The organism is Streptomyces sp. NPDC003635, from assembly GCF_053587635.1.
The window spans coordinates 1-12404 of sequence record NZ_JBSFOK010000042.1 but is presented as its reverse complement, the minus strand read 5'-3'; the positions used below and the strand labels follow the sequence as shown (position 1 = coordinate 12404).

Genomic DNA, 12404 nt, shown 5'->3' with positions numbered 1-12404 from the left:
CCTCCGCAAGCCCCCACCGCCCTGTTCGACAGAAAGAGTTGAGGCCATGTTCGTCGTCGACACGCAGATCCACATCTGGAAGGAAGAGACCCCGGACCGCCCATGGGTGCCCGGGGCCCGCGAGCGGATCCGCCTCAACGGCCACCGCGAGGATCCCTTCTCCTACGAGGAGGCCCTGGAGCTGATGGACGAGGCCGGCGTCAACCGGGCGCTGATCCTGCCGCCGTCCTGGGAGGGCGACCGCATCGACTACGCGCTCGAGGCCTGCGAGGCGCACCCGGACCGGTTCGGCATCATGGCCCGCATCCCGCAGAACAAGCCCGAAGAGGGCAAGGCGATGCTCAAGGACTTCGCCCAGAACCCGCATGTGAAGGGCACCCGCCTCACCTTCCACCGGCCGATCGACCGGAACTGGATGATCGACGGCACCAACGACTGGTACTGGCCGATCGCCGAGGAGCTCGGCATCCCCACCATGGTCCACGCGCCCGTCTGGAAGCGGGAGCTGGGGGAGATCGCCGAGAAGCACCCCGAGCTGAGGATCATCATCGACCACATGGGCATCATGGCCCGCTGCGTCGACGACGCGATCGGCTACTGGGTCCAGGAGACCGCCGACCTCGCCGTCCACCCGAACATCTACGTCAAGGTCTCGGCGCTGCCCGGCTACTCGACGCACTCCTTCCCCAACAACAACATCCAGAAGTACGTGCGCGAGATGGTCGACAGGATGGGCCCGCAGCGCTGCTTCTACGGCACCGACATCACCCGGCTGCTCGGCCACGGCATCACCTACACCGACACCATCGAGCAGTTCACCAAGCACTGGGACTTCACCCCCGACGAGCTCGAATGGATCATGGGCCGGGGTATCTCCGAGGTCCTGAACTGGCCGATCGAGGGCTGACATGACCGACACCGCGCACCTGGACGGCGGTGACGCCGCCGTCGCCGCCTTCACCGCCGCCGGCGCCGACTACGTCTTCTGCGCATCGGGGTCCGAATGGGCCCCGGTGTGGGAGTCGCTGGCCCGGCACCACCGGGACCGCCTGCCCTGCCCCGGCTATCTCGACCTCACCCACGAGACGGTCGCCGTGGGCATGGCCACCGGCTACGGCCTGGTCACCCGCCGTCCGCAGGGCGTGCTGCTGCACGCGGCGCCCGGCCTGCTCCAGGGCTCGATGGCCGTGCACGGCGCGCTGCTCGCGGGCGTGCCGATGGTCGTCACCTCCTCGGAGTCGGCCACCTACGGCGACGGGCCCGGCAAGGACCCCGGCGGCCAGTGGTACCGCAACCTGTCGATCGTCGGCGGCCCGCACGGCGTCGCCCAGCCGTTCGCCAAGTGGGCGAACGAGGCGGCGAGCGTCCACACACTGCCCGCGATGATCACTCGCGCGGCCGAGCTGGCCTGGCGCGCCCCCGCCGGACCGGCGTACCTGAACATCCCGCTGGAGATCCTCCTGGAGGAGTGGGACGGCCGCGAGGCGAAGCCGGTCGTGCCGCCCGGCTCCACGCACAGCTCGCCCGAAGAGGCCGACGCGGTGGCCCAAATGATCCGCGAGGCCGCGAACCCGGTGATCGTCACGGAGACCGCCGGCCGGGAGGCGGGCGGCTGGGAGGCGCTGCTCGCCTTCGCCGAGGCCTGGAACATCCCGGTCGTCGAGCCGGACTCGGCGGTGTGCGGGAACTTCCCGCGCACGCATCCGCTGCACGCGGGCGGAGACATCGGCCCGTGGATGGACGAGGCCGACCTGATCCTGCTGGTGAACTGCCGAGCCCCCTTCTACCCGCCCTCGCGCCGGCCCGCGAAGGCACGGATCGTCGTCGTCGACGAGGTGCCGCAGCGCCCGCACATCACCTACCAAGTGCTGTTCGCTGACCGGTACCTGGAGGGCAACGTCGCCAACACCCTGCGCCAGCTGGCCAAGCGGGCGAAGGACCTGGACCCGGTGACGGTGACCGCCAGGCGTACGGCACAGGAGGCGCGGCACGCCGAGGAGCAGGCGGCGCTCGCGGCGGCCGAGGCGAAGGCGGAGGGGGCCGAGGGCATCGACCCGGTCCTGGTGGCCGCGACCCTGCGGCGGCTGCTGGAGGGGCGGGACGCGGTCGTCGTCGACGAGACCATCACCCACAGCCGCGTGGTCAAACGGCACTTGCGGACCTCCGCCCCCGACTCGTACTTCTACGTCCAGGGCGGACTCGGCCAGGGCATGGCGGTCGCGCTCGGCGTCAAACTCGCCGCGCGGAAGCGCCCGGTGGTCCTCACCATCGGCGACGGCGCCTTCACCTACAACCCGGTGATCCCCTCCTACGACGCCTCCGCGGCGTACGAACTCCCCTTGCTGATCCTCGTGTTCAACAACCGTGTCTACAAGTCGATGAACCTCAACCACCGTCGCTTCTACCCCGAGGGCGCCGCCGCCGCGACGGGGGAGTGGCTCGGCACCGATCTGCACCGGCTGCCCCGGCTGGCGGGCTTCGCGGAGCCGTTCGGGATGCACACCGAGACGGTCGACGCGCCGGACGCGCTGGGGCCTGCCCTGGAGCGTGCCCTCAAGGCCGTCGGTGAGGGCACCACGGCCGTCGTCGACGTTCTCGTCACCCGCTGAACAAGGAGTCCTATGTCCGACCGGAAGCTCGTGCCCGCGGGGGAGTTGCGGGCCTTCTCCGCGGCCCTGCTGGAGCGGGGCGGCCTGAGCGCCGAGCACGCCCGTACCACCGCCGACGTCTTCGTCTGGGCCGCGCTGCGCGGTGTCGACTCGCACGGCATCGCCCGGGTGCCCGCCTATCTGGAGCTGCTGGCCAAGGGGGTGGCCAACCCGCGGGCCGAGATCAGGGTCGAGTCGACCACCCCGGCAGCCGCCGTCCTGGACGCCGACCGCGCCCCGGGACCGGTCGCGCTCAGCGCCGCGGCCGACGAGGCGGTGCGGCGGGCCAGGGCCGCCGGCATCGCCTCGGTGGGCGTGCGCCGTACCGTGCACACGGGGGCCATCGGCTACTACGTGTCCCGGATCGCCGAACAGGGCCTGATCGGACTCGGGTTCGTGGCCGGCATGCCCAACATGGGCTACACCGGCGTCAAGGGCGCCGCCGTCGCCACCAGCCCGCTCGCCATCGCCGTACCGGCGAAGGAGCACGCGCCGTTGCTGCTCGACATGGCCACCGCCACCATCGCGCTGGGGAAGATCAAGCAGGCCAGGGCGAACGGCACCCCCCTCCCGGAGGGTGCCGCGGCCGCCGAGGACGGCACCCCGACCACCGACCCCGACAAGGCGGTGATGCCCTTGCCGCTCGGCGGTGCCAAGGGCTCGGGCATGTCGCTGGCCTTCGAGCTGCTGACGAGTGTGCTGGTGGGGGCGCCGATCTTCGCCGCCTTCCACTCGGACGACCCGCGAGGGCGGGGGCACCGGCAGAACGCCCTGCTCATCGCCGTGGACCCGGCGGCCTTCGGGGACCCGGGCGCTTTCACGGCCGGGGTCGACGAGACCTTGGCCACCCTCAAGGGGCTCCCCAGCGAGAACGGCGTGTACTACCCCGGCGAGCGCAGTGCCGGGGTGGCCGCCGAGCGGGGCGAGCAGGGCGTGCCGGTCGCGCCGAAGGTGTGGCGTGAACTGACGGAGGCGGCGGGCCGGTTGGGGGTCGTACCGCCGGCCTGAGCACACGGTCGCCGACCGCCCCGGGGGACGGTCGGCGACGTCAGCGTGCGGTACGCACGCCGTCCAGCGCGATCGCGAGCACGCGGTCGCGCTGCGCGTCGTCCGTGAACGTCGTCGCGGTGACGCCCGCGACCAGGCGCAGCAGATCGCTGAAGTCCATGTCCTCGCGCGCCACGCCCGCCCGCTGTGCCCGTTCCAGCAGTGGCCCGCCCGCGCCGTACATCGAGTCACGGCAGGCGTCGAAGATCTCCGACTGGTCGTCCAGCGCCTCGCGCACGGCCCGCTTGGTGACCATGTAGCCGGTGAACCGTCCCAGCCAGGTGGTGAGGGCCTCCCACGGCTCGAGCCCGGCGACCTCCTGCGCGACCTGGACCAGGTCGTTCACCTCACCCGCGTAGACGCTCTCGAAGAGGTCGCGTCGGGTCGGGAAGTTCCGGTAGAGGGTGCCGATGCCCACCCCCGCGCGCCGGGCGATGTCCTCCAGGGACGCCTCCGCGCCCTTCTCCGCGAAGGCCTCGCGAGCGGCCGCGAGGAGGGCGTCGTAGTTGCGGGCGGCGTCCTTACGGTGCGGGCGCCGGGCCGCGACGATCTCGCTGACGGGGAACGGCTGGGCGGTCACGGCTGCCTCCCGGGGCATCGGTCGAACCGGAGGGCATCCTCGACATCGAATTGAAGTGGAGGGGTGCCTCCGCTAGAGTGGAGGGGCACCTCCACTTTAACAAATCCGGAGAGGCCCCCTCATGCCCCGCTCCTCCACGCGGCTCACCTTCGTCGTCCTCGCGACCGGTGCCGCCGTGTTCTCCATGCTCCAGTCGCTGATCGCGCCGGCCCTGCCGACCGTCCAGCAGGCCCTGCACGCCTCCCAGTCCACCGCGACCTGGGTGATGACCGCGTATCTGCTGTCCGCCTCGGTGTTCACCCCGATCCTCGGCCGCGTCGGCGACCTCGTCGGCAAGAAGCGCACCCTCGTCGCCGTCCTGTTCGTGGTCGCGCTCGGCTGTCTGCTCGCCGCGCTGGCGCCGAACATCGGTGTCCTGATCGTCGCCCGGGTCGTCCAGGGCGTGGGTGGCGCCCTGTTCCCGCTGTCCTTCGGGATCATCCGGGACGAGTTCGCCCCCGGCGAGGTCGCCCGCAGCATCAGCAACCTCTCCGCCGTGATCGCCGCGGGCGGCGGCGTCGGCATCGTCGCGGCCGGACCCATCGTCACCGCCCTCGACTACCGCTGGTTGTTCTGGATCCCGGTCGCCGTGGTCGCCGTGACCACGCTGATCGCCCTGCGCTACGTCCCGGAGTCGGCCACCCGGGCCCGGGGCAGCGTCAACTGGCTCGGTGCCGTCCTGCTGTCCGCCTGGCTCGTCGCCCTCCTGCTGCCGATCAGCCAGGCGAGCGTCTGGGGCTGGGGCTCGGCCCGGGTGCTCGGCCTGTTCGCCGCCGCGCTCGTGCTGTTCGCCCTGTGGCTCTCCTCGGAGGCCCGCTCCCGCAGCCCGCTGATCGACCTGAAGGTGATGCGGCTGCCCGCCGTCCGGACCACCAACACCGCGGCCCTGCTGTTCGGCGCGGGCATGTACGCGATCTGGTCCTTCCTCCCCGGTTTCGTGCAGACCCCGAGCTCGGCCGGGTACGGCTTCGGCGCCAGTGTCACCGAGTCCGGGCTGCTCATGCTGCCGATGCTGGTGGCGATGTTCCTCTCCGGTGTGCTCGGCGGCCGCCTCCAGCCGATCGTCGGCGCCAAGGCACTGCTCACCTCCGGCGCCGCGCTCGGTGCACTGGCCTGCGGCTTCCTCACCCTCTGGCACGACGAGCGGTGGCAAGTCGGCCTCGTCGCGGGCGTGTTCGGCCTCGGCATCGGGCTCGCCTTCGCCTCGATGGCCAACCTCATCGTGGGCAGCGTCCCGCCGGACCAGACCGGCGCGGCCACCGGCATGAACGCCAACATCCGCACCATCGGAGGCTCCATCGGCGCCGCGGTGACCAGCGTCCTGGTCACCAGCAGCCTCCAGCCGTCGGGCCTGCCCCACGCCGACGGCTACACCCACGGCTTCGCCCTGCTCGCGGTGCTCTGCCTGGCCGCCGCCCTGGCCGCGCTGCTGGTCCCGGCCACCCGTCCCGCCCGCCTGTCCGCGCCGGTCCCGCCACCGGCGCGCACACCTGAGCAGACGGGAGCATCCGGCCGCATACGGTAAGGTTTACCTGCGCGTTCTCGCGGGTTCACCGCGAGAAGGGCGCACCGGGACGTGGCGCAGCTTGGTAGCGCACTTGACTGGGGGTCAAGGGGTCGCAGGTTCAAATCCTGTCGTCCCGACTTTGCGAAGTCGTGGGTCAGGGGCCGTGTAAGAGAGAATCTGACACGGCCTTTTGATCATTCTTGGGGACCAGCCCACTTGCACAGTCCCGAAGCGCACCTTGACCCAGTCAAGGTGCGCCCTGCGACCCCGTTGACTTGCCTGCTTTTCCGCTTTCCAGGGACTGATATCCGCACGCGCGACTGTCCGACTGCCTTGCCGGTAGCTCGCCCACCACGCCCGCCGCAACGAGCTGATCCCGACGGAGATCGTGGATGCCCCCGACGCGGTTGCTGCAGCCTGACAGTGACCAACCTCGTCGAACACCTCCACCAGTCGGCACCGCCCGCGGCTTCCGCAGCAACCGCGGCCAGACATGCCTGCTTGCCCAAGCCCTCACCACGCGTGGCATCACTTCGCTGGTCTGAACGGTGGCATGCCATCGGTCAAGCGCGCTGGCATCCGCGCCGCCCTGGCCGAGGAGAAGGACGTATTGCTTGCGATCGACGAGCTGGCCACCGCGGGCTGGAGCGCATGCCCCGCAATCGTTGCCGCATTCTCGATGGCCGCGGCTCTACCACGATGACCCCCGAGAACCTGCCGCCTGCACTGCCCAGCGCTCTCGTCATCGATGCCCGGCAGCCGACTTGCCACCCCTGTGCAGGATCTGCACGGCGATCTAGGACGCCTGGCACACCGCCCGACCGACACGAGCGGGCAGGAATCCGTGATTCATCTCAGTCCCCAGCCAACGCTGCTTCCCTGTCGAGCGCGTCCCTGCACAGCGCCGCTTGTACGTCCGTGTACGCAAGGAGGTACACCACGCGGATGCGTGAGCCCTTGTGGGAGTGGAAGTAGTCGACCGTCGCCGACAGAAGCCTCGTCACCGTGGCTTCCAAGTCGCTGTTGCCTCCGCCGGTTCCGAGGAGGGGCAGGACGACGGAGCGGAGTGTCGGGCCGTCGGCGGACACGCGGTCGACCTCGGTGAGAATGTTGCGGACGCATCGCTCCAGGTCCATCACCTGGCGGAAACCGGAGCCCGGTTCACCCTCGACGGCGGCCACATGCACGATGCGCCGTACCTGGTGGGTCTCCTCCAGTTCCCCGGAGCCGGTGACCAGGACCTGGCCGGGAGCGACATGGGTGCGGTCGGTCATCTGTTTCGCTAGTTCCAGGCTGATGGCGTCATGGGTCAGGTGCCCGGCGCTGTCGCGAACACCACCGTTGTAGCGGATCGTGGCGGAGACCGTGGGTTCGTCAACGCGCGACATCTCCATGCGGGTGTTCTCCGGGTTGACCCAGACGTCCGTCCCGAGAACGTTGGCGAGGTTGCCGGTGACCATTCCGACCCGGTGCTTTCGGCTGTCACGTAGGGACAGTTCGTACCTCGTGCACTCGCTCAGGACGCGCGGCTGGCCGCCGCTGGCCTGGCTGGCCGACACCCGGCGGCGCAGTGCGGTGTTCTCCCGCAGCAGCCTTTTGACCTGCCCCGCCAGTTCGTCCCGCCGACGAGTCCTGCTCAGCCAGGTGAAGCTCGCCAGCATGAAGAAGGCGGCGAAGCCTGCCGCGCCCCCAATGGTGAATCCGAGGGCCCGTCCTTCGGCCATGGAGTCGGGGAAGACCGAGAAGAGAAAGAACGCGGCCGCTAGGGAGTAAAGAAGAATCACTGGTAGTTGCAACGCGTACTGCTGCGCGGCCCGTTGGGGCTGCGACGACCAGATCTGCAACACTATGCCGGAGACGGTGAACACCATCATGACGCCCAAGTGCAGAGGTGTCATCCCAGCCTTGTCTCTCCGTGTGCCGCCATGGGTGCGGCGCGGTTCTCCTGGACAGAAGCGACACTACTGACCGTGGCAGAGCACAGTACTTGATGTACCGTCGGTCGTGGCGGATGGCCAACCGCCCTTTGAGCTCCGGGGCGGTGCCAAGAGCCGTATTCCTGACTGCCCGTGTGGTTTCATCTGCTTCATGCATCCTATCGACATCGGAGATGTGGACGACCTCAGGATTCGCCTCGAAGTGATGGCGCAGGAGGCTGACCGTCGTCTCATCACGGTGTTCGGCTCGGGGATCAGCAGCGCCGTGCTGCCAGGTGTCCCGGAACTGACGACAATGTTCCGCGAGCATGTCCCGCCGCGCGGCCGGGACCGCTTCGACGAGACGCTCGCCCGGGAGCCTAATCCCGGCCTCAAGTACCAGAATGCCGCAGCGATGCTGACGAGGATGGTCGGCGAGCACGCCGTGATGCGCGCGATCCGAGCGGCCGTACTGCGGGCTTGCGAGGACGTGCGGCCGGAGGACGTGGCCGCGGTCGCGAACGACAGGGAGAAATGTCAGGACCTTGAACGGGACGGAACCTGGCGGATGCCGCCGGGATATGAGCGGTTCGCTCGCTTCTTCTCCGGCTTGAATGGCCGGGTGCGCGGCCCCATCATCACCACGAACTTCGATCCCCTGATCGAGATCGCCCTGCGTCGGGAGGGCATCGAGTCGATGGCCTACCCCGTGCCCACAGACGCTGCGCCGACGATCGAGCAGTTGAAGCAGTTCGTCTTCCAGCCGGTCCTGCACATCCACGGCCACTGGACCGGCGCGGCCACCAGCAACGCCCCCACGCGTATCACCGCGCCGCGCCCCAGGCTGGACCAGCTCCTGCAGCGGCTCCTGATCGATTCCGTCGTCCTGGTCGTCGGATACAGCGGGTGGCTGGACGGTTTCATGAATAGCCTGCGGAGCAGGGTCATCCATGACGCCGATTCCCTTCAGGCCCAGGTGCTTTGGGCGGCGTACGAATCGGACGTGGCGGTCGTCGTCGGCGACGGTCCACTGAAGGAACTGGTGGAGGCTCCGGGCTTCAGCCTCTACCTCGGTGTGGACGGGCACTCCCTCTTTTCGGATGACCTCGCTGACGGCGCGGAGGCGGAATCGGAGGAGGCCGCACCATTCGGCTACTCGCGGGTGCCACGCCAGCCCCGTGGCACCTCGTCGTACCAGCCCTCGGCGTTCGTTGAAGGCCGTCAGCCGGAGTGGGCGGACGCGGAGCCGGGGCGGTGGCCACTCCTTAGTCCCACGGTGCGGCTGAGGGAGGAATTGGACCGGGTGCTCGACGCCGGTGGCGGCGGCGGTGCGGTGGCTATCGGTCCGCTCGGCGAGGGCAAGTCGCTTGCTGTACGTCAGGTCGCCGTCGTTGTGGCGGCGGCGCGGCCCGAGTGGCATGTGCTGTGGCGGGAACCGGGCGCGCCCGCCATCACCGAGGAGTGGCTGAAAGAGGCCGGCTCCTTGGGGAGGACGTTGATCTGTGTCGACGAGGCGGACTTGATTATGGACGATCTCGTTGCCACGAAGGACGTCTGGGCCCGCGAGGGGTCCGGCGTCGCCTTCCTGCTCGCTAGCCACGACCGCCTGTGGTGGCAGAGGGCTGCGCACCTGCGCCTGTCGTTTGAGGACATCCTCTTCCACGGCATCACCCGCGAGGATGCTCAGAATCTCGCAGCGGCGTGGGAGCGAAACGGGCTGCTGCCTGCACACACCTCCGACGCCGGCGAGGCCCGGGACCGGCTGATCGACTCGGCGGGCGTGATGGCCGAGCAGGGGAATACTCTCTTCGGCGCGGTGCTGGACGTCCGCTATGGGTCGGGCCTCAGCGACCGGGTGGAGGACCTCCTGCGCAAACTGCGCCAGGTGAGGCTGACGGACTCCCTGGATCTAGGCGACGTGTTCGCAGGGATCTGCCTGATGCAGCATGTGCTCGACAAGGACGGCAATCGGGGCAGGGGGGCCAGCAGGGCGGTCATCGCTGCCATGGTCGGACTCGACACGGTCTTCGCGGACGGGAAGATCCTCAAGACCCTCGGCCGGGAGGCAGCGGTGACGATCGCCGGAAACCGTGTGTACTGCCGGCACCCGTCCATCGCCGCCATTGTCGTCAGGGCGCTGGAGAAGGAGGGGGGTTCCCAGAAGGTCTACGAGTTGGTAGGGCAGGCGGGTGGAAGCCTGTTCGTGGCCGGCGCCACCGACGACGAGGGCTACCGCGACGCCTATCTGCTGTCCCGCCATCTCCGCGGCCCCGAGGCGGTCTGGGCCGCCAAGGGCGCGGTTGTGGGCACCGGGATCGATGTCCTGGAGTCGAGGGTCTCGCTCCTGCGGGCGATGCGGATGGAGGACAGGGCCAAGGCCCTCACCTACGGCCGCGAACTGGCCCCCCATCTGAGTGAGTATCGGGACTACCGTCGCCACATAAGGGGGTTCCTCGTGGAGTACTCCGTCTGCCTGCGGGGTGTCGGTCAGGCCCAGACGTCCGCGGGTCTTGCGGCCCTGGCGCTGGACGACCGGGTGGGTTTCAACCTCGACGCGTCCCGCGCGGGATACGCGCTGGTGAGCCTCGCCAAGTCGATGGGCAACGTAAACAGGCAGACCCAGATGGCGGAGACAGCGGAGGCCCCGGAGATCTGTTACGTCCTCCTGGAACGAATCCGTGGCATGGAGGAGGCGACGAAGTACCTGCGGGAGCTCCAGCTCCCGAGGATCGGGGAGATCCGGGAGCTGCCGCCGAGCAAACTGTGCGGGCGACTCGCCCAGATGCTCGACAAGGCGGCCGCAGCGGCGAAGGCGGAGACTGGGCTGCCACTGCCGTCGGGGCTCCAAGATCTGCTCTCGTTCGATGATCTGCGCAGGCTGGCCGAGCGCAAGGAGGGCGCGTGGTGAGGTTGCCCTCCCCGTCGGCCGACCGGACGCGGGAACAGTGCCTGGCGGCCCCGATTCTTCGCGTCGATGATCCGTCCGACACCTGCGGGCCTACAGCAGGCAGATACCCACGCTGTCACCGCTGCCATGAAGACCACACGGTGCTCGCGACTCTGAACAATACGCGCGAGAAAGCACGTCCTGCACCCTAGTTCTGCCTCTTATGCGCAGGTTCCTATGGCCCTCACTCCTGGGGGTCAAGGGGTCGCAGGTTCAAATCCTGTCGTCCCGACTTTGCGAAGTCGTGGGTCAGGGGCCGTTTCAGAACATCTGAGACGGCCCCTCATCCTTGTTGCCGACGAGCGTGCCGCTAGCCCTCGGGGCACCGCACATCGGCGCCGTCGACCGGGCGCCCGTCCGCTTCCTCGACCGTCACCGGTACCGGTTCCTCCCGGGGGTCGGTGACGTGCCGGGCCGCCGTCGCCGTACAGACGATCTGGGCCACGGCGAGATCGGGCAACCTGCCCGCCGCGCGGGACAGTTCGACGGTGATCCCGTCCTCCCGCTCGGTCACCGTCACGAAGTCGTCCGGGGCGGCCTCTTGCGCCTCCTCCGGCGTCGGGGGCAGGCTCCGCATTCCCGTCCGCGGGGGCAGCGCCGTCCCGATCCGCTTGGCCCGCTCCAGCTCGCCCGGTCCCTGGAACAGCACCTCCAGGGCCTTGCGCACGTCGACCGGCGCCGTGATCGGGCGTGGGACGCCCAACAGCGATCCGTCCGCCACGAAGTAGACCCGGACCGTCGGCACGACCCCACTGGCGGGACCGCCCGCCTCCACCACACCGGTTGTGGGGATGCCGCAGGAGGTCAGGGCGCACAGAGCCGCCAGGAGGAACGGCGCGCACCTTCGTGCAGGAGTCATGGCCCACTCTCCGGTGTCAACTCGTCGCCGGGCAGCGGGAGTCGTACGGTGAAGACGGCGCCGCCGTCGGGACGGTTCGCCGCGTGGACGGTGCCGCCGTGCATCCGGACGTTCTCCGCGGTGATCGCGAGGCCCAGGCCGCTGCCCTCGGTGCGGACGCGGGCGGCGTCGGACTTGTAGAACCGTTCGAAGACGTGGGGCAGTACGTCCTCGGGGATGCCGGACCCCCGGTCGAGCACCTCGATCACCGCGAGCCGCTCACCGCCCGGGAACAGCCGCAGCCGTACCGGACGTTCGCCGTGCCGCAGGGCGTTGCCGACCAGGTTGGCGACCACGACGTCCAGGCGGCGCGGGTCGACCCGGCCGCGCAGGGTGCCGGGCGGCGGAAGCTCGCACTCCACGAGGTCGGACCAGGCGCGGGCCACGAGGGTGCGGCGCAGCGACTCGGCGAGGTCGATCTCGTCCAGGTGCAGGACCGCGGCGCCCGCGTCGAAGCGGGAGATCTCCATCAGGTCGTCCACCAGACGGGCCAGCTTCACGGTCTCCTCGCTGATCAGACGGACCGCGGTGGCCGTGTCCGGGTCGAGGCGGGCGGCCTCCTCGTCGAGCACGTCGGTGACCGCCGACATGGCGGCCAGCGGGGTGCGCAGCTCGTGCGACACGTCCGCCGCGAATCTCCGGGCCCGGGCCTCCATCCCGCGCAGTTCGGCGACGGAGGCCTCCAGGGCGGCGGCCGTCTCGTTGAAGGTGTGCGACAGATCGGCGAGTTCGTCGGAGCCGTCGACCGCCAGCCGGGTGTCGAGGCGCCCCTCGGCGATGGCCGCGGTGTGCCGGCGGGTGGGGGGATCGTGAAACCGTCTG

General features: G+C 69.7%; 10 protein-coding genes and 1 tRNA gene. 7 read left to right on the top strand and 4 right to left on the bottom strand.

The annotated features are described in order from the left end of the window. The first annotated feature begins 46 nt into the window (after nucleotides 1–46). Genes ACWDRW_RS30690 through ACWDRW_RS30680 form a run of 3 tightly spaced genes read left to right on the top strand, consistent with a single transcriptional unit; the run spans nucleotide 47 to nucleotide 3656 of the window. Nucleotides 47–907, top strand: a complete 861-nt coding sequence (locus tag ACWDRW_RS30690) for an amidohydrolase family protein (protein WP_451728586.1) — start codon at nucleotides 47–49, stop codon at nucleotides 905–907. A gap of 1 nt (nucleotide 908) precedes the next feature. After that, nucleotides 909–2609: a thiamine pyrophosphate-dependent enzyme gene (locus tag ACWDRW_RS30685; protein WP_451728583.1), complete on the top strand. Its 1701-nt coding sequence runs from the start codon at nucleotides 909–911 to the stop codon at nucleotides 2607–2609. Between the two features lie 12 nt (nucleotides 2610–2621). Next, nucleotides 2622–3656, top strand: coding sequence for an Ldh family oxidoreductase (locus ACWDRW_RS30680; RefSeq protein ID WP_451728580.1), 1035 nt, complete (start codon nucleotides 2622–2624; stop codon nucleotides 3654–3656). A gap of 40 nt (nucleotides 3657–3696) precedes the next feature. Here ACWDRW_RS30680 and ACWDRW_RS30675 read toward each other — a convergent pair whose 3' ends face one another. Further along, on the bottom strand, nucleotides 3697–4275 hold the full coding sequence (locus tag ACWDRW_RS30675) for a TetR/AcrR family transcriptional regulator (protein ID WP_451728578.1): 579 nt from the start codon (nucleotides 4273–4275) through the stop codon (nucleotides 3697–3699). Nucleotides 4276–4396: 121 nt separating this feature from the next. Between ACWDRW_RS30675 and ACWDRW_RS30670 the strand changes: the two genes are divergently transcribed. From ACWDRW_RS30670 to ACWDRW_RS30660, 3 genes are all read left to right on the top strand, one after another. Beyond that, nucleotides 4397–5839: an MFS transporter gene (locus ACWDRW_RS30670; protein ID WP_451728575.1), complete on the top strand. Its 1443-nt coding sequence runs from the start codon at nucleotides 4397–4399 to the stop codon at nucleotides 5837–5839. Between the two features lie 45 nt (nucleotides 5840–5884). After that, nucleotides 5885–5958, top strand: a tRNA-Pro gene (locus tag ACWDRW_RS30665). A gap of 416 nt (nucleotides 5959–6374) precedes the next feature. Then, nucleotides 6375–6524, top strand: a complete 150-nt coding sequence (locus tag ACWDRW_RS30660; protein WP_451728572.1) for a hypothetical protein — start codon at nucleotides 6375–6377, stop codon at nucleotides 6522–6524. Nucleotides 6525–6675: 151 nt separating this feature from the next. Here the strand turns inward: ACWDRW_RS30660 and ACWDRW_RS30655 are convergent, their stop codons facing one another. Next, complete coding sequence (locus ACWDRW_RS30655; protein WP_451728569.1) at nucleotides 6676–7719, bottom strand: macro domain-containing protein; 1044 nt, start codon at nucleotides 7717–7719, stop codon at nucleotides 6676–6678. A gap of 190 nt (nucleotides 7720–7909) precedes the next feature. Here ACWDRW_RS30655 and ACWDRW_RS30650 point away from each other — a divergent pair, with 190 nt between their 5' ends. Beyond that, nucleotides 7910–10645, top strand: a complete 2736-nt coding sequence (locus ACWDRW_RS30650; protein ID WP_451728566.1) for a P-loop NTPase — start codon at nucleotides 7910–7912, stop codon at nucleotides 10643–10645. 349 nt (nucleotides 10646–10994) lie between these two features. Here ACWDRW_RS30650 and ACWDRW_RS30645 read toward each other — a convergent pair whose 3' ends face one another. Beyond that, nucleotides 10995–11543, bottom strand: a complete 549-nt coding sequence (locus tag ACWDRW_RS30645; RefSeq protein WP_451728564.1) for a hypothetical protein — start codon at nucleotides 11541–11543, stop codon at nucleotides 10995–10997. Then, the coding region (locus tag ACWDRW_RS30640) for a HAMP domain-containing sensor histidine kinase (RefSeq protein ID WP_451728561.1) at nucleotides 11540–12404 on the bottom strand (865 nt) is incomplete at its 5' end. The genes ACWDRW_RS30645 and ACWDRW_RS30640, both read right to left, overlap by 4 nt.